The sequence below is a fragment of the Kosakonia sp. Marseille-Q7440 genome, from assembly GCF_965119485.1.
In genome coordinates, this window is the sequence record NZ_CBCPLT010000001.1 from 2,950,963 (window position 1) to 2,967,874 (window position 16,912).

Genomic DNA, 16,912 nt, shown 5'->3' on the forward strand with positions numbered 1-16,912 from the left:
TTATTGCCTCGCGGTTAGCGTTGACTGTCAGTGTAGCTGTTGGTCTCAGGGTTAACCTGCGCACGGCGCGAACGCACCGGCGTCCAATCGAGCGCGCCAATACGCACCAGATAAACCAGACCAGCCAGCAGCACTAAGATAAAAATTGCGGCTTCGGCAAATCCCACCCAGCCACTCTCACGAATGGACGTAGACCATGCGTAGAGATAGAGCGCTTCGACATCGAAGATGACGAAGAACATGGCAACCAGATAGAACTTGGCGGAGAGACGTAAGCGAGCGGAACCGACGGAGTCGATACCAGATTCGAAAGGTACGTTTTTGTGCCTTGCGCGCGCGCGTCCGCCCAAAAACCGACCGCCGACCAGCATCAGGCAACAGAGGCCGATGGCGACAATAAGAAAGACAGCGAATGCCCAGTGATGAGCGATGATTTCAGTGGATGTTGACATACGCATTGCTTAACTCAAAAGGTAGCGTTAAAACCTCTGCTCTTGTTGGCAGATGACGCCACATCGATTCACGGGGAGGAATAAAAAACCACATACTTACTGTGCAAAAAGCTGAAAAACAGCTAAATGATGTGGGTTTTTACTCCTTTCTATAACCTTTTGTCAACTTTAACAAAAGTTTCCTCACATTAGTTTACATCGGCAGCAATCCATTAACATTTAGTGCCGTTTTATTGACCAGCAACTACTTTTCCTGCGGCAAAATCCGGTGTTGAATCGAGTCCGTTGTGGAGGATTACAAAAATTACCCTCCTATTTTGACAGGATTTACCCAGGATTCCTCCCCCTCTGCGGAGGTATTTTTTTGATCTGAGACACGCTTTTGTTAATTCATACAATGATTCGGCAACAATCTTGCTTGATTTTTAACATGAGCAGAGGGCATGAAAGACTATAGATGATAAAGGGGGATTGTGCTGTGAGGTGGATTAACAGATTGAAAGAAATAATGATTTAGAGCGGGAATAATTCAGTTGCTTATTATTTATGCAAAAAATGGCCCACTGTGATTGTTTCTCTCATCAGCGGGCCATTTTTACACTTACAAAATGTTACTAGTTAGCGGCGAAATTTTAGCTAGAAATCGCCATCAACCAGCAGCTGTTCATCTCCCCCTTCCGGGGTAGATCCTTTGTAGTGCCAGGGATCGCGATAGTGCTCCATGGCATCGAAAATCACCTGCGCCAGCTCATTCCCACTGTTTGGATTGCGTGAAAGCAGATATTCCGTTTCCGGTAAAATCGGGAAACCTTCGGCGCTGCTTAAGACGCGTAGGTCGGGGCTCATCATCTCTACCGGTCGCGCCGTGACGCCAAGCCCTGCTTTAACGGCAGCTTTCACCGCTGAGAGCGTAGAAGCCACATAGGCCATGCGCCATGGAATTTCGGCTTCATTAAGCGCGTTAAGCACCATATCGCGGAACGGGCTCGGCTCATCCAGCAGGACCAGCGGCACCGCCTCCCCTTTTTGCAGCACATACTCCGCCGCACAATACCAGAGCGTCGGTGATGTGCGCAGCGTTAAATAGTCAAACGGCTGGACGCGATGCGTGGTCACCACCAGATCAACTTCATCTTCCTGCAGCTGATCGCTGCTCATCGGATTGCGTTTCACCCGCACATCGAGCGCGAGCTTTGGATAGACCGAGCTAATACGATTAAGCAGGAATGGCAGTATGGTATCGGCGGATTCATCTGACGCGCCGATGGTTAATACACCCTGCAAATTGCTGAACATTAAAGAGGTGCAGGCTTCATCATTGAAGCGCAGGATCTTTCTCGCATAGCCTAATAGCTGGATACCATGCTCGGTCAGCAATTTATTGCGGCCATGACGGGCGAACAGCTCTTTTCCCACTAGCTGTTCAAGGCGCTGCATTTGCTGGCTTACAGCGGATTGCGTACGGCAAACCGCCGCGGCGGCCGCTGCAAAGGTGTTTAAATCCGCGACTGCAACAAACGTTCTCAGCAGATCGAGGTCGAGATTCAGTATCGGACGATTTGCATTTATCATCATTTTTCACTTACGGGTTGCTCGCGCTGCGTGCCCCGGGTTTATGCTGTGTTCATAAGATTAAGTAAATCCATTTAAAAAGCGCATCCTGCACTGCCATTGCCGATGAAGCCAGACAACGTGTGTGATGTTTTTGTTCGCTACCTGGTGCAAGCAGAACTCAACGTCTTTATTTGGCGAACATCCCACGCGGAGATATATAAACCAGCCAAATTGTGTTGATGCATTTAAAACGCGTCTTTCGCGGCGAATACCGATTTAACATCGCGCGTCGCAGATAAAAGTGAACCCAACAGAGGTTCTGAAGTAAAAAAAGAGTAATAGCAATTAAGTAAAATTAAGAATTCAACCTTACCGAAGTCAGGGCTTTGCCCCTGAGCGCCCTTTCAGGCTGTCTGAGTTTACCCCAAAACCTTTTTATTTATAAGCGTTAATACGAATTATCTTAAATTCTTAAAATGTCAGTACGAAAAAATGAGACATATAAATATTAGTGATGGTCATAGTTACTATTCTCAATATTAAATAGCGAACGGTTCTGGAAATGGATCTCTTTAATAGAAATTAACATTATCTTCACAGCAACAAAGCGGGATGCTAACCGTTACTTTATATCTTCTCTTTATACACTCGATCTCATCTCTATCGTCATGCCGAACGTCGCAAAAAATTAAATCCCGCACTGTGGGAAGGGTTCTACGCGGTGAAAAATATCATTAACAGATATTTAACTGACATTTATTACTATCAGTTTGCGAATAGTCAGCATGTAAAAGAGTAAAAGCGAAGATTTAATAGTTAAAAGATCGTTAAAGGCTACTGCCCGGAATGGCAAAATCTTCTCCTGTTAACCCTTCAAAACAGGCGGGCGTGGGAGTACATTGTTCCGTGTTCACTTCCACGGCAGGGAGTGGCGATTCCAGTAAAAAGGCAAAGGTTCATGTCCTCCATCGAAAAATCCAGCAAGTTAGATAACGTCTGTTATGACATCCGTGGCCCGGTTCTTAAAGAAGCAAAGCGTCTGGAAGAAGAAGGCAACAAAGTTCTCAAACTCAACATCGGTAACCCTGCCCCGTTCGGCTTTGAAGCCCCGGATGAGATTCTGGTCGATGTGATCCGCAACCTCCCTGGTGCCCAGGGCTACTGCGATTCGAAAGGGCTCTACTCCGCCCGGAAAGCGATCATGCAGCACTACCAGGCGCGCGGCATGCGTGAGGTCACCGTCGAAGATATCTATATCGGCAACGGCGTCTCTGAGCTGATCGTGCAGTCGATGCAGGCGCTGCTGAACAGCGGCGATGAAATGCTGGTCCCGGCCCCGGACTACCCGCTGTGGACCGCGGCGGTGTCGCTCTCCGGCGGCAAAGCGGTGCACTATCTTTGTGATGAATCCGCCGGCTGGTTCCCGGATCTGGACGACATCCGCGCCAAAATCACCCCCCGCACGCGCGGCATTGTGATTATCAACCCGAACAACCCGACCGGCGCGGTCTACTCGAAAGAGCTGCTGCTGGAGATTGTTGAGCTGGCGCGCCAGCACAACCTGATTATTTTTGCCGATGAGATCTACGACAAGATCCTCTACGACGAAGCGCAGCACCACTCTATTGCCGCACTGGCACCGGATCTCTTCACCATTACCTTTAACGGGCTGTCGAAAACCTACCGCGTAGCCGGTTTCCGCCAGGGCTGGATGGTGCTGAGCGGGCCGAAAAAGCACGCCAAGGGCTATATCGAAGGGCTGGAGATGCTCGCCTCGATGCGCCTGTGCGCCAACGTGCCGGCACAGCACGCGATCCAGACCGCGCTCGGCGGCTATCAGAGCATCAGCGAATTTATCGTGCCCGGCGGGCGTCTCTATGAGCAACGCAACCGCGCGTGGGAGTTGATTAACGAAATCCCCGGCGTCTCCTGCGTAAAACCGAGCGGTGCGCTCTATATGTTCCCGAAAATTGACGCGAAACGTTTCAATATTCTGGATGATCAGAAGATGGTGCTCGACTTCCTGCTGCAGGAGAAGGTGCTGCTGGTACAGGGTTCCGCCTTCAACTGGCCGTGGCCGGATCACGTGCGTATTGTCACCCTGCCGCGCGAGGACGATCTGGAGATGGCGATTACCCGCTTCGGGCGTTTCCTCTCCGGTTATCATCAGTAATTGACCCCGGGGGAGGGTTTGCATCTTCCCCCACTCTCTGCGCACAATGGCTCCAGTCGCATTCAAGACAAGGTTAACTATGAGTCAGAGTCACTTCTTCGCCCACCTCTCCCGCCTGAAACTGATCAACCGCTGGCCGCTGATGCGCAACGTGCGCACCGAGAACGTCTCCGAGCATAGCCTGCAAGTGGCGATGGTCGCGCACGCGCTGGCGGCGATCAAAAACCGCAAATTCGGCGGCGCGCTCAATGCAGAGCGCATTGCGCTACTGGCGATTTATCACGATGCCTCGGAAGTTATTACCGGCGATCTCCCGACGCCGGTGAAGTACTTCAACTCGCAGATTGCCCAGGAGTACAAAGCGATTGAGAAGATCGCCCAGCAGAAGCTGGTGGAAATGGTACCCGAAGAGCTACAGGATATTTTCGCCCCGCTGATTGATGAGCATCACTACAGCGAGGAGGAGCGATTAATTGTTAAACAGGCAGACGCGCTCTGCGCCTACCTGAAGTGCCTCGAGGAGCTTTCCGCCGGCAATAATGAGTTTCTGCTGGCCAAATCGCGGCTGGAGAAAACCCTCGATGCCCGTCGCAGCCCGGAGATGGACTACTTTATGCAGGTGTTTGTGCCGAGCTTCCAGCTGTCGCTGGATGAGATCAGCCAGGATTCGCCCTTATAAAAAGGGCGATCACGCCCGGTTAAAAGGGAAACAGCATCGGGATCATCACCACGCACACCATCATCACCAGCAGCGTAAAGGGCACGCCGAGTTTGATAAAGTCGCTGAACCGGTAGTTGCCCGGCCCTAATACCAGTGTGTTCACTGGCGATGAGACCGGCGTCATAAACGCCGCAGAGGCGGCCATCGCCACCATCATGGCAAAGGGATAAGGCGAGACGCCCATCGATTTCGCCGCCGCCAGCGCAATGGGTGCCATTAAGACAGCCGTGGCGGTATTGGAGATAAACAGCCCAATCGCCGCGCACATCACAAACAGACAGATCAGCATCAGATGCGGGCCGTAGCCGCCGCCCAACTCCATTAATCCTTTGACCACCAGATCGACGCCGCCGGTTTTTTGCAGCGCCAGCGCAAAAGGCATCATACCGACAATCAGAATGATGCTCGGCCAGTGGATCGCTTTATAGGCGCTTTCGGCGTCGATGCAGCGGAATTTCCCCATCAGCATGCAGGCGATAATGGCGGCAATCGGATTGGGAATATCGTCGGTCAGCATCAGCGCGACCATCAATACCAGGCAGAAAATCGCATGCGGTGCCTGGCTGTGCGCTGGCGAAGCCGCGCTCTCTTCAACGGGCAGGTTCAGCACCACAAAGTCGCGGGCGTGTCCGGCAAGCTGGCTGATTAACTTCCAGTTGCCGACCACAAGGAAAATATCACCCAGTTGCAGCGGCTCGTCAGTGACCGCCCCTTCCAGCGCCACGCCGTTGCGCTTCAGGCCCACCACGTTCAGGCCGTAGCGGGTACGAAAACCGATTTCGCGCACTGTTTTGCCCAGCAGTTCGGAATCAGGGATCAGCGAGACTTCAGCCATGCCGACATCCAGCGCCTGGTCGGAGAAGTACTCTCCGCGCAGGATCATCGGCTCCAGTTGCTGCTCGACGCAGAACTGACGCAGGTCGACATCGGCGGAGGGCATATCAATCAGCAGCACGTCACGGGCGCGAAACTCCGAAACGCCATTGACGTTAACAATCACCCGGCGAAAACGCCGCCAGCGCTCAACGCCGATGACGTTAGCACCATAGCGCTCACGCAGTTGCAGATCGTCGAGGCGCTGACCAATCATCGGCGAGCCAGGGCGAATAGCTAACCGGCGCGCGCGGCCCGCCAGGTGATACTCGCGGATCAGATCGCGAAATGAGCGCCGCTTCCAGCTCTCGCGCTGGGCGTCGCTCCCCTCCGCGTTCAGCATAAAGCGCATTAACAGCATATAGACGATGCCAAGCAGCAGGATAACCAGGCCAAGCGGCGTAACGCTGAAAAAGCCAAACCCTTCCAACCCTTCGCGCAGCAGTTCGCTGTTCACCACCAGGTTGGGCGGCGTCGCCACCAGCGTCATCATCCCGCTAATGAGCCCGGCAAAGCTGAGCGGCATCATTAACCGCGATGGCGAGACCTGCATGCGCAGCGAGACGCTCAACACCACCGGGATGAAAATCGCCACTACGCCGGTCGAACTCATAAAGGCCCCCAGCCCGGCGACGGTGATCATCAGTAGGATCAGCATTTTGGTTTCGCTACTGCCCGCCATCGTCACCAGCCACGTGCCCATATTGGCCGCCACGCCGGTGCGCACCAGACCGTCGCCGATAATAAACAGCGCGGCAATCAAAATAACGTTTGGATCGCTAAAACCGGAGAGCGCTTCGGGGAGTGTCAGGGTGCCGCTCAGCACAAAAGCGACAATGACAAACAGCGCCACCGCGTCCATGCGCACTTTGCTCGTCGCAAAGAGCAGCACGGCAATGCCCAGCAGAGAGAGAACCCAAATCAATTCACCGTTCACAACCTGTCCTTGTTTGTTGAGGGTGGTAAAAGAGTGCCATAAAAAAACCCCACCGGGGTGGGGTTACATCATTGAATCAGGCTTTTAGATCGACGCTGACGATGCCGTCATGCTGTTTTGTGACGCTTATCGCCTCGAGGCTGGTCAGCGAGAAGTCGACCTTCTCAAGCCCCGGTGAACCCGGCGGCACATTGACCGCAATCACGTGACACCCGGCCGCGAGACCGGAGAGCACGCCCGCAGCCGCATCCTCCACCACCACGCAGGTTTCGGGTGCCAGCCCTAACAGCTCGGCACCGAGCAGATAGGCGTCCGGTTCAGGTTTGCCATGCTTCACCTGTTCGGCGGTGACAAAGACTTTCGGCATCGGCAGACCGGTGGCGCGATGGCGCGCATGGGCGACCGGCACCGAGCCGGAGGTGACAATGGCCCACGGAATAGCGGATTCATCCAGATGCTGAAGCAGTTCAATCGCGCCGGGCAGCGGCGTAATGCCGTCCGTGTCTGACGCTTCAATCTCCTCAAGGCGGGTAAACTCAGCCGTAATCTCCGCTTCTGAGGCACCCGCCATAAAGTGACGCAGCGAGGTGATGGCCTGTTTGCCGTGAATAAAATTGAGCACCTCGTCATGGCTGATGCCAAAGCGATCGGCCCAGCTGCACCAGGCACGCTCAACGGCGGGGAGTGAATTCACCAGGGTTCCATCCAGATCAAACAGAAAGCCTTTGCACTGCACGTTCACCTCCTCAGGCGTTGAGAATTTGATTAATTTCGTTACTGCTTAAGTGGTACTGGCGCGGGCAGGCGTGCCACACGCTCAGCATGCGCTGGTATTTATCCCACATCGGCGTTTGCGCATTAAAGCCGTGGGTACCGGCATCAAAGTGGGTATAGCGCCCTTCTATATTGACCATAAAGCGCACATAGCCGAGGTAGCGCGCTTCGGTCGCGGCGTCGAAGCCGAGGAACGTGACGCGGCGCTCGTCAATGGTGGCGTTATCTTTCATGTTGGTCCAGGAGACGTGGAGTGCGTGATACATCTCCATGATATCAATGATGTTGCGGCACGTTTCCTCTTTCAGCTCGCCGAATTCGCGATCCAGCTCGCGCATCTGCAAACCATATCCCCGTTCAACAATGGTTTGCAAACGACGATAGCGCTCCGCATTGGCCGGGTCCATCATGGTCATCATCTTGTATTGATTGGATAAGATCAGACGTTGGGCATTGGTCATTTCCATCTTCGACTCCTGTGGCACTTCGGCGCAGTAAAATAAGTTGGCCTCAGTCTACCTGTGAGTAAAAGGTGCTTTCTTGATTTGCCGGGGGTGTTACGCGTATCTACCAAAAAAGAAAGCATCTGACGATGCTCTCTTCTTATCAATCACGCACAACTTTTACAGCTCATCGAGAAAGGTTTTATCCAGCTGCTTAAAGGCGCGCTTAAGGGTATCCGCCAGCGCCTGATAATCGGGCTTGCCTTCCACCGGAGCCAGCGCCTGGCCCGCCTCCTGCAACTTACCGCGCACTTCATAGAACCAGTTCAGAATCGAGGGCGGCAGCGGCGTGACCGAGCGCTTGCCCAGCCACCATAGCCCCTGCATCGGCAGGCTCAGCGCAAACAGCGCGGTGGCAACAGCCGGGCCGAGCTGGCCGCCGAGGGCGATTTGCCAGCAAAGGGTGAAGACCGCCACTGGCGGCATAAAGCGAATCGCATAGCGTGTCGCGCGAATAGTGCGGTTCTCTACAAACATGGGAGCGAGGCGTTTTTCCATAGGCCAGGTCTTCGCATAGTGCTGACCCCGGCGAAATAAACTGAAGAAACTGACGGGTCGAATCTCAGGATTTGACATGGCTTCACCTCAACTTCACGTATAAAAATTAAAAAAATTATGCAAAACAACAACTGTGAATGACAACGTTAAAATTTTTTGTCAATCCCACCTGCTATCGGGTATTCTGTGGCGGCCTTTACCAGGCCTTAGACGAATAGGTTTGAGTCGTCAAATAATAAGCTCATTATGCCACTGTCTGAAAATTGCGCAAAATAGCTTAAAATTTTAACTATTCTTTCATCGTGTCAGAAAGTTCTCTCGACATGATGTTAATCATAAATGTCAGCGTCAACCTGCGCTACGCTGTGCGACTCACTGACCTTTTTTAGCCACGTATCATAAATAGGTACTTCCATGTCGAGTAAGTTAGTACTGGTTCTGAACTGCGGTAGCTCCTCACTGAAATTCGCAATTATCGATGCTGTAAACGGTGAAGAGTACCTCTCTGGTTTAGCCGAATGTTTCCACCTTCCTGAAGCACGCATCAAGTGGAAAATGGATGGCGGTAAACAAGAAGCGGCTTTAGGTGCAGGTGCCGCTCACAGCGAAGCGCTTAACTTTATCGTTAACACTATTCTGGCACAAAAACCAGAACTGTCTGCTCAGCTGACCGCAATCGGTCACCGTATCGTCCACGGCGGTGAAAAATACACCCGTTCCGTAGTGATCGATGAGTCTGTGATTCAGGGTATTAAAGACGCGGCCTCTTTCGCCCCGCTGCACAACCCGGCTCACCTGATCGGTATCGCCGAAGCGCTGAAATCCTTCCCGAGCCTGAAAGAGAAGAACGTTGCCGTGTTCGACACCGCGTTCCACACCACCATGCCGGAAGAGTCCTACCTCTACGCCCTGCCGTACAAACTGTACAAAGAGCACGGCGTTCGTCGCTACGGCGCGCACGGCACCAGCCACTTCTATGTAACCCAGGAAGCGGCAAAAGTGCTGAACAAACCGGTTTCTGAACTGAACATCATCACCTGCCACCTCGGCAACGGCGGCTCTGTTTCCGCTATCCGTAACGGCGAGTGCGTCGATACTTCCATGGGTCTGACCCCGCTGGAAGGCCTGGTAATGGGTACCCGTTCTGGTGATATCGACCCGGCGATCATTTTCCATCTGCATGACACCCTGGGCATGAGCGTTGAAGCGATCAACAAAATGCTGACCAAAGAGTCCGGCCTGCTGGGCCTGACCGAAGTCACCAGCGACTGCCGTTATGTAGAAGATAACTACGAAACTAAAGAAGACGCGAAGCGTGCGATGGACGTTTACTGCCACCGCCTGGCGAAATACATCGGCTCTTACACTGCGCTGATGGATGGTCGTCTGGACGCGGTGATCTTCACCGGCGGTATCGGTGAAAACGCGGCGATGGTACGCGAGCTCTCCCTGGGCAAACTGGGCGTGCTCGGCTTCGAAGTTGACCACGAACGCAACCTGGCTGCCCGTTTCGGCAAGTCTGGTTTTATCAACAAAGAGGGCACCCGCCCGGCGATCGTTATCCCGACTAACGAAGAGCTGGTGATTGCGCAAGACGCAAGCCGCCTGACTGCCTGATAGCTTACCCACACCGCCAGCCAACGCTGGCGGTGCTGTTTTGTAACCCGTCCGCTTCGACGGTAACGAAAGAGGATTAACCGTGTCCCGTATTATTATGCTGATCCCTACCGGAACCAGCGTCGGCCTGACCAGCGTCAGCCTTGGCGTGATCCGTGCTATGGAACGCAAAGGCGTTCGTCTGAGCGTCTTTAAACCGATCGCCCAGCCACGTGCGGGCGGCGATGCGCCTGACCAGACCACCACCATCGTGCGCGCCAACTCCGGGCTGCCGGCGGCTGAACCGCTGAAAATGAGCCACGTCGAGTCGCTGCTCTCCAGCAATCAGAAAGATGTGCTGATGGAAGAGATCATTGCCCGCTACCACGAAAGCAGCAAAGACGCTGAAGTGGTGCTGGTTGAAGGCCTGGTCCCGACCCGCAAACACCAGTTCGCCCAGTCCCTGAACTTCGAAATCGCGAAAACGCTGAACGCGGAAATCGTCTTCGTCATGTCCCAGGGCACTGACACGCAGGAGCAGCTGAAAGAGCGCATCGAGCTGACGCGCAACAGCTTCGGCGGCGTGAAAAACAGCAACATCACCGGCGTTATCGTCAACAAACTGAACGCCCCGGTTGATGAGCAGGGCCGTACGCGCCCGGATCTCTCTGAGATCTTTGATGACTCCTCAAAAGCAAAAGTGGTGCATATCGATCCGGCGCAGCTGCAAGAGACCAGCTCTCTGCCCGTGCTGGGCGCGGTGCCGTGGAGCTTTGATCTGATCGCCACCCGTGCGATCGATATGGCGCGCCACCTGAATGCGACCATCATCAACGAAGGCGATATCAAAACCCGCCGCGTGAAGTCCGTCACCTTCTGTGCGCGCAGCATTCCGCACATGCTGGAACACTTCCGTCCGGGCTCACTGCTGGTGACCTCTGCCGATCGTCCTGACGTGCTGGTTGCGGCCTGCCTGGCAGCGATGAACGGCGTTGAGATTGGTGCCGTGCTGCTGACCGGCGGCTACGAGATGGAAGAGAGCGTGCGCAAGCTGTGCGAACGCGCGTTTGCTACCGGCCTGCCGGTATTTATGGTGAACACCAACACCTGGCAAACCTCCCTGAGCCTGCAGAGCTTCAACCTGGAAGTGCCGGTTGACGATAACGAGCGTATTGAAAACGTGCAGGAGTACGTTGCCCGTTACATCAACGCGCAGTGGATCGACTCCCTGACTGCCACCTCCGAGCGCAGCCGTCGCCTCTCGCCGCCAGCCTTCCGTTACCAGCTGACCGAGCTGGCGCGTAAAGCGGGCAAACGCGTCGTACTGCCGGAAGGCGACGAGCCGCGTACCGTGAAAGCGGCCGCTATCTGTGCTGAACGCGGTATCGCGACCTGTATCCTGCTGGGCAACCCGGATGAGATTAACCGCGTTGCGGCGGCTCAGGGTGTTGAGCTGGGTGCCGGGATCGAAATCGTCGATCCGGACGTGGTGCGTGAAAGCTACGTCGCTCGCCTGGTTGAGCTGCGTAAGAGCAAAGGCATGACCGAAGCCGTGGCGCGCGAGCAGCTGGAAGACAACGTGGTGCTCGGCACGCTGATGCTGGAGCAGGATGAAGTTGACGGCCTGGTTTCCGGTGCGGTTCACACTACTGCGAACACCATTCGTCCGCCGCTGCAGCTGATTAAAACTGCGCCAGGCAGCTCGCTGGTCTCCTCCGTATTCTTTATGCTGCTGCCGGAACAGGTTTATGTTTACGGTGACTGTGCAATCAACCCGGATCCGACCGCTGAGCAGCTGGCCGAGATCGCGATTCAGTCCGCTGACTCCGCAACAGCGTTCGGCATCGAGCCGCGCGTGGCGATGCTCTCCTACTCCACCGGCAACTCCGGCGCGGGTAGCGACGTTGAGAAAGTGCGTGAAGCGACTCGCCTGGCGCAGGAAAAACGTCCTGACCTGGTTATCGACGGTCCGCTGCAGTATGACGCCGCGGTTATGGCGGATGTAGCGAAATCTAAAGCGCCGAACTCGCCGGTTGCCGGTCGCGCTACCGTGTTCATCTTCCCGGATCTGAACACCGGTAACACCACCTACAAAGCGGTACAGCGCTCTGCCGACCTGATCTCCATCGGGCCGATGCTGCAGGGTATGCGCAAGCCGGTGAACGACCTCTCTCGTGGCGCGCTGGTAGACGACATCGTCTACACCATCGCACTGACCGCGATTCAGGCGTCCCAGCAGCAGTAATATGCCTTCTGGCGGCTGCGTCAGTGCACAAAAAAGGCGACCTTCGGGTCGCCTTTTTATATTGAGGATTGTAGGCCGGATAAGCGCAGCGCCATCCGGCAAAAAAACACCCTCCGCAACCGCAAACCGGCAATAAAAAAGCGACCCTGAAGGTCGCTTTTTCTACTCAGCAAGGAAGCTTACTCCGTCTCCTGCTCGCGCTTTTCAACATCATTGCTGGCGTTACGGCTCATCCACAGCGCCAGCGCTTTCAGCGAATCATCGGTAAACTCGTCGCAGCGGGCGGTGATCTCTTCCGGCGTCATCCAGAAGACTTCACTCACCTCCTCTTCCTGCAGGGCAAACGGCCCGTGGGAGACGCAGCTAAACAGCCCGCCCCACACCCGACAATGCTCATCTTCAAAGTAGAACTGACCATGTTCGGCAAACGGTACGCCGGCAATGCCCAGCTCCTCTTCCGCTTCGCGGCGCGCGGATTCCAGCAGGTTTTCACCCGCCTGTACCACGCCGCCCGCGGTGGCGTCCAGCTTACCGGGCATAAAGTCTTTTAGCTCGGTACGACGCTGCACCAGAATATTGCCCATCCCATCATGCACCACAATATAGGTTGCGCGATGACGCAGGCACTGCGCGCGCATTTGCTCCCGGCTGGCCTGTGCGATCACCTCATTGTCTTCGTTGACAATATCTACCCATTCCATGCCTGCAAAATGACTCTGTTCCACCATCGGGACATCTTCTCTTTATGGCGCTCTTACGGCGCGTTTCGGTTGACGGGTAAATTACGGATTAATCGCAACCTGCGCAATAACCCGCTGATCATTAAGTGCGATAACACGTAACATATTCTCTTCCAGCATGCCGTAGCTGGCGGCAAATCCACCTTTCGGGATAGAGACCGAACCGGGGTTGAAGTGCACAATCTCATCACGCTTCTCGGCAACCGGAATATGGGTATGCCCGTACACCAGCACATCGCCTGCTTCCAGCGGCGGAATATTCTCCGCGCCGAAGAGATGACCGTGGGTCAAAAACAGGCGGCACGCAGGTAATAAAACCTGCTGCCAGGGCGCGGTAATGGGAAAGCGCAGCAGCATCTGATCCACTTCGCTGTCGCAATTGCCGCGCACGGCGATAATCCTGCTGGCCTGCGTATTGAGCCGTTCTGCCACCTGCGCCGGATTATACCCCTCCGGCAGCGCGTTGCGCGGGCCATGATTGAGCACATCGCCAAGCAGAACCAGCCAGCGGGCGCCGCTTTGCGCGAACCGTTCCAGTATGCGTTCCGTCGCGGGCAACGACCCGTGAATATCCGATGCAAACATCAGTTTCATCACTGCACCTCTTTGAAAAAAACGCCCATATGATACCGGAACGCGAACCGCTTATCAGCCCGCTCGCTTAGCGGAAAGTGCAACATAGCGCTGAACCGAGGAGCGCTGCCACTGGAAAGTAGCGTACTCCGCTAAGCGCTCCGGCACCGGGTCACCATGCATCACCAACCGGTTAAGCATCAGAGCGAGATCGACATCGGCAATACACCACTCGCCAAACAGGTTCGGCTTACCGTGCGCCAGCAATTCACCCGCGATGGTAAACAGCTTATCGGCACTCGCCTGGCCTGCTTCGCTGAGCGGCGCTTTTTTCGTCCCGGCAAAGACAACATCCGTTGAGCGCGCTTCACGGATCGGCAGCAAGTCGCTGCGCAGCCAGGCCTGCACCTGCCGCGCGCGGGCGCGGTTCTCACGGTCATGGGGATAGAGACGCTCCCACTCCGGCGGCGCAAAACGCTCATCGAGGTATTCGGCAATCGCCGAGGACTCGCTCAGCACAAAGCCATCAATCTCTAAGGAGGGAACGCGCTGCGTCAGACGAAAGCCGGGCCAGCCCGCGCCATGCTGCGCGCCGCTCGCCAGATCGACGGTTTTCAGCGTGAACGGCAGCGCCTTTTCATGCAGGGCAACGTACGCCGACAGCACATACGGGGAGAAGTACTCTTTGTCAGACCACAACGTGATTGCCGGTTCGCTCATAACATCCTCGTTTAGCGGATAGGTTTCGACCAAAATATAGCCTCTTCTGCCTTCTGTCACTTGCGGAAAACTCTGTCATTACGCGGAACACCTATACTTAACAGGCGATGCCCATTCCGTTCACAGGAGTTTCGATGATAGACCTCTATTTCGCCCCGACACCGAACGGCCATAAGATCACGCTGTTTCTCGAAGAGGCCGGGCTGCCGTATCGTCTGATCCGCGTAGATATTAGTAAAGGCGAGCAGTTTCGCCCGGAGTTTTTAGATATCTCACCGAATAATAAGATCCCGGCGATTGTCGATCATGAGCCCGCCGACGGCGGTGCACCGCTTAGCCTGTTCGAGTCGGGCGAGATCCTGCTCTATCTGGCAGAAAAATCCGGCCAGCTCCTGAGCGGTGAACTGCGCGAGCGTCATGTCACTTTGCAGTGGCTATTCTGGCAGGTGGCGGGGCTTGGGCCGATGCTCGGGCAGAATCATCACTTTAACCACTTCGCGCCGCAACCGGTACCCTATGCCATTGAGCGCTACCAGGTCGAGACGCAGCGGCTCTACCAGGTGATGAATAAACGCCTTGAGCAGGTGCCCTGGCTGGCGGGCCAGCACTACAGCATTGCGGATATCGCCGCCTGGCCATGGATTAATGCGCATGCGCGCCAGCGTATTTCGCTTGAGGATTACCCGGCGGTCTTTAACTGGTTTGAGCGCATTCGTACGCGCCCGGCCACCGAGAGTGCATTGCAGAAAGCGCAGCTGCCATAAGCTGCGCGTTTTAAGGATAATCACGCTTCGGAGGGAAGCATGAAGATACTCGTTACTGGCGGTACCGGCCTGATTGGCCACCATCTGATCCCCCGTCTGCTGGAGTTACACCACAGCGTAACGGTGGTCACGCGAAATCCGGCCAAAGCGCAGCAAAAGCTTGATGCCCGCGTCAGCCTGCTGAAGGGGCTTAACGATCTTACGGATCTCAACAACTTTGATGCGGTGATCAATCTTGCGGGCGAGCCGATTGCTGATAAGCGCTGGACGGAGGAGCAGAAACAGCGCTTATGCAACAGCCGCTGGCAGATTACGCAACGGCTGGCGGATCTGATTAAAGCCAGCGACAATCCGCCGCAGGTGCTGATCTCCGGTTCCGCCTGCGGCTATTACGGCGATCTCGGCGAAGTGGTGGTGACAGAAGAGGAGCCGCCGCATAACGAGTTTACCCATAAGCTCTGCGCGCGCTGGGAGCAGATCGCCTGCGAAGCGCAAAGCGACCGCACCCGCGTCTGCCTGCTGCGCACTGGCGTGGTGTTAACGCCGAAAGGCGGCATTCTCGGCAAACTGCTGCCGCTCTTCCGCCTCGGTCTCGGCGGGCCGATTGGCACCGGTCGGCAATATATGGCGTGGATCCATATCGACGATATGGTCAACGCGATTCTCTGGCTGCTGGATAACGATCTGCGCGGGCCGTTTAATATGGTTGCGCCCTACCCGGTGCGCAACGAGCAGTTCGCTCACGCGCTCGGTCATGCCCTGCACCGCCCGGCTTTCATGCGAGCACCTGCAACGGCGGTGCGCCTGATGATGGGCGAATCCTCGGTGCTGGTGCTCGGCGGCCAGCGCGCGCTGCCTAAACGCCTGGAAGAGGCCGGGTTTGCGTTTCGCTGGCACGATCTCGAAGAGGCGCTGACGAGATTTGTTAACTGAATGAAAAAGAGCGATTATATATCGCTCTATATTTATTAAATCATATCCAGTGCTTCCCATATCATGCGATATTTTTCCTTAAACGCTCCCTTATCTATCTGCAACAATGAATTTGTTTCATAAAAATCAAGAACCATATTCAAATCATTATCAACGTCTATATCTTTTTTACCGGGAGCTAACTTTGGTGAAAGTATGAACTTTTTTGACCACTTATTTAAAGGTGAAGAATAAATGATATTATTTGGCAGTTCCGTTTTAAGCATGGAAATATCATAAAAATCTTCTGAGTAGCATGGCACACATAACCGCCCCCATGAAAAAGATCTTTCAGATATCATCCCGTGCTTTAAGACATTAACGTCACAATTGAAACGTGATAAATTGTTATTTATAAACTTGATTTTATAAAAATAGGAATCATTTTCTTTAGATTTACCTTTTCTTTTCTCGCTCTCTAAAGTAATTTCTAAACTAACATTTTGCCTCAAAGCTATCTCGGCTAAGAGGTTGATCTGCAATGAATCAATACTTATTATTTCATCGTCGTTAAAATAAGAGTATCTAGTATTGGCGCATAACAATTCTTTTTCACCACTAATAAAACCTGAAACAGGAATACCTTCAATTTCAAAATCCTTCCAATCATCTGATATTGAGTTACCTGTATAGGCATAGATCAAAAAATCAGCTTGTTTTTTATCAATTGTATTATCCCTTAAGTAATTTGAATGCTTGTCAATTATTTTTTTGTGTATTTCAAACAATTCATCTTCACGGTCAGTTCTACCTTTTTTTCTATCAATTGTAAGCCAATAACCAGCATTATTTTTGAATATATCTATTTCGCCAGTCA

The 16,912-nt window shown here is 54.0% G+C and carries 16 protein-coding genes; 6 read left to right on the forward strand and 10 right to left on the reverse strand.

The annotated features are described in order from the left end of the window. Nucleotides 1-14: 14 nt before the first annotated feature. A complete protein-coding gene (nuoA, locus tag ACWPW2_RS13780) occupies nt 15-458 on the reverse strand; it encodes an NADH-quinone oxidoreductase subunit NuoA (RefSeq protein ID WP_034812950.1) in 444 nt (147 codons plus the stop codon). Nucleotides 459-1,088: 630 nt separating this feature from the next. After that, nucleotides 1,089-2,024: a transcriptional regulator LrhA gene (gene lrhA, locus ACWPW2_RS13785; protein ID WP_023479801.1), complete on the reverse strand. Its 936-nt coding sequence runs from the start codon at nt 2,022-2,024 to the stop codon at nt 1,089-1,091. Nucleotides 2,025-2,964: 940 nt separating this feature from the next. Here lrhA and ACWPW2_RS13790 point away from each other — a divergent pair. Further along, nucleotides 2,965-4,179, forward strand: coding sequence for a pyridoxal phosphate-dependent aminotransferase (locus ACWPW2_RS13790; RefSeq protein ID WP_023479830.1), 1,215 nt, complete (start codon nt 2,965-2,967; stop codon nt 4,177-4,179). 79 nt (nt 4,180-4,258) lie between these two features. Next, entirely contained in the window at nt 4,259-4,858 is a 600-nt protein-coding gene (gene yfbR / locus ACWPW2_RS13795; RefSeq protein ID WP_124967760.1) for a 5'-deoxynucleotidase, read from the forward strand. A gap of 19 nt (nt 4,859-4,877) precedes the next feature. Here the strand turns inward: yfbR and ACWPW2_RS13800 are convergent, their stop codons facing one another. The 4 genes from ACWPW2_RS13800 to yfbV form a co-directional block, all read right to left on the reverse strand. Beyond that, entirely contained in the window at nt 4,878-6,710 is a 1,833-nt protein-coding gene (locus tag ACWPW2_RS13800) for an SLC13 family permease (RefSeq protein WP_454123537.1), read from the reverse strand. A gap of 76 nt (nt 6,711-6,786) precedes the next feature. Continuing rightward, a complete protein-coding gene (locus tag ACWPW2_RS13805; RefSeq protein WP_454123539.1) occupies nt 6,787-7,446 on the reverse strand; it encodes a sugar phosphatase in 660 nt (219 codons plus the stop codon). Nucleotides 7,447-7,456: 10 nt separating this feature from the next. Next, nucleotides 7,457-7,951, reverse strand: a complete 495-nt coding sequence (locus ACWPW2_RS13810) for a YfbU family protein (RefSeq protein WP_054803341.1) — start codon at nt 7,949-7,951, stop codon at nt 7,457-7,459. 156 nt (nt 7,952-8,107) lie between these two features. Next, the gene (gene yfbV / locus ACWPW2_RS13815) at nt 8,108-8,563 is read right to left on the reverse strand and encodes a terminus macrodomain insulation protein YfbV (protein WP_124967756.1); all 456 of its coding nucleotides are present in this window, start codon (nt 8,561-8,563) and stop codon (nt 8,108-8,110) included. Nucleotides 8,564-8,899: 336 nt separating this feature from the next. On the opposite strand from yfbV, the gene ackA reads away from it, so the two are divergent. Both ackA and pta read left to right on the forward strand, forming a co-directional pair. Beyond that, nucleotides 8,900-10,102: an acetate kinase gene (gene ackA / locus ACWPW2_RS13820; RefSeq protein WP_023479643.1), complete on the forward strand. Its 1,203-nt coding sequence runs from the start codon at nt 8,900-8,902 to the stop codon at nt 10,100-10,102. An 82-nt stretch (nt 10,103-10,184) separates the two neighbouring features. Further along, complete coding sequence (gene pta / locus ACWPW2_RS13825; protein WP_023479804.1) at nt 10,185-12,326, forward strand: phosphate acetyltransferase; 2,142 nt, start codon at nt 10,185-10,187, stop codon at nt 12,324-12,326. A 179-nt stretch (nt 12,327-12,505) separates the two neighbouring features. On the opposite strand, the gene yfcD is transcribed toward pta, so the two are convergent. From yfcD to yfcF, 3 genes are read right to left on the reverse strand one after another with little or no spacing between them, the layout of a single operon-like run. Then, nucleotides 12,506-13,054, reverse strand: coding sequence for an NUDIX hydrolase YfcD (gene yfcD / locus ACWPW2_RS13830; protein WP_023479717.1), 549 nt, complete (start codon nt 13,052-13,054; stop codon nt 12,506-12,508). 54 nt (nt 13,055-13,108) lie between these two features. Continuing rightward, complete coding sequence (yfcE, locus tag ACWPW2_RS13835; RefSeq protein ID WP_270221745.1) at nt 13,109-13,660, reverse strand: phosphodiesterase; 552 nt, start codon at nt 13,658-13,660, stop codon at nt 13,109-13,111. A gap of 54 nt (nt 13,661-13,714) precedes the next feature. Then, a complete protein-coding gene (gene yfcF / locus ACWPW2_RS13840; protein ID WP_454123543.1) occupies nt 13,715-14,359 on the reverse strand; it encodes a glutathione transferase in 645 nt (214 codons plus the stop codon). 134 nt (nt 14,360-14,493) lie between these two features. On the opposite strand from yfcF, the gene yfcG reads away from it, so the two are divergent. After that, nucleotides 14,494-15,123 (forward strand): GSH-dependent disulfide bond oxidoreductase, encoded by a 630-nt coding sequence (gene yfcG, locus ACWPW2_RS13845; RefSeq protein WP_023479771.1) that lies wholly within the window; start codon nt 14,494-14,496, stop codon nt 15,121-15,123. Between the two features lie 39 nt (nt 15,124-15,162). Next, nucleotides 15,163-16,056, forward strand: a complete 894-nt coding sequence (locus ACWPW2_RS13850) for a TIGR01777 family oxidoreductase (protein WP_454123545.1) — start codon at nt 15,163-15,165, stop codon at nt 16,054-16,056. A 35-nt stretch (nt 16,057-16,091) separates the two neighbouring features. Here the strand turns inward: ACWPW2_RS13850 and ACWPW2_RS13855 are convergent. Further along, nucleotides 16,092-16,912, reverse strand: an 821-nt coding sequence (locus ACWPW2_RS13855) for a hypothetical protein (protein ID WP_454123547.1), incomplete at its 5' end; no start/stop codon positions are given.

What these genes read in the sequence shown, in the direction of transcription:
- ackA (WP_023479643.1), top strand. Translation starts at nt 8,900, where the DNA reads ATGTCGAGTAAGTTAGTACTGGTTCTGAACTGCGGTAGCTCCTCACTG.
- yfcD (WP_023479717.1), bottom strand. Translation starts at nt 13,054, where the DNA reads ATGGTGGAACAGAGTCATTTTGCAGGCATGGAATGGGTAGATATTGTC.
- yfbR (WP_124967760.1), top strand. Translation starts at nt 4,259, where the DNA reads ATGAGTCAGAGTCACTTCTTCGCCCACCTCTCCCGCCTGAAACTGATC.
- ACWPW2_RS13850 (WP_454123545.1), top strand. Translation starts at nt 15,163, where the DNA reads ATGAAGATACTCGTTACTGGCGGTACCGGCCTGATTGGCCACCATCTG.
- yfcE (WP_270221745.1), bottom strand. Translation starts at nt 13,660, where the DNA reads ATGAAACTGATGTTTGCATCGGATATTCACGGGTCGTTGCCCGCGACG.
- yfcG (WP_023479771.1), top strand. Translation starts at nt 14,494, where the DNA reads ATGATAGACCTCTATTTCGCCCCGACACCGAACGGCCATAAGATCACG.
- ACWPW2_RS13790 (WP_023479830.1), top strand. Translation starts at nt 2,965, where the DNA reads ATGTCCTCCATCGAAAAATCCAGCAAGTTAGATAACGTCTGTTATGAC.
- yfbV (WP_124967756.1), bottom strand. Translation starts at nt 8,563, where the DNA reads ATGTCAAATCCTGAGATTCGACCCGTCAGTTTCTTCAGTTTATTTCGC.
- nuoA (WP_034812950.1), bottom strand. Translation starts at nt 458, where the DNA reads ATGCGTATGTCAACATCCACTGAAATCATCGCTCATCACTGGGCATTC.
- ACWPW2_RS13810 (WP_054803341.1), bottom strand. Translation starts at nt 7,951, where the DNA reads ATGGAAATGACCAATGCCCAACGTCTGATCTTATCCAATCAATACAAG.
- yfcF (WP_454123543.1), bottom strand. Translation starts at nt 14,359, where the DNA reads ATGAGCGAACCGGCAATCACGTTGTGGTCTGACAAAGAGTACTTCTCC.
- lrhA (WP_023479801.1), bottom strand. Translation starts at nt 2,024, where the DNA reads ATGATAAATGCAAATCGTCCGATACTGAATCTCGACCTCGATCTGCTG.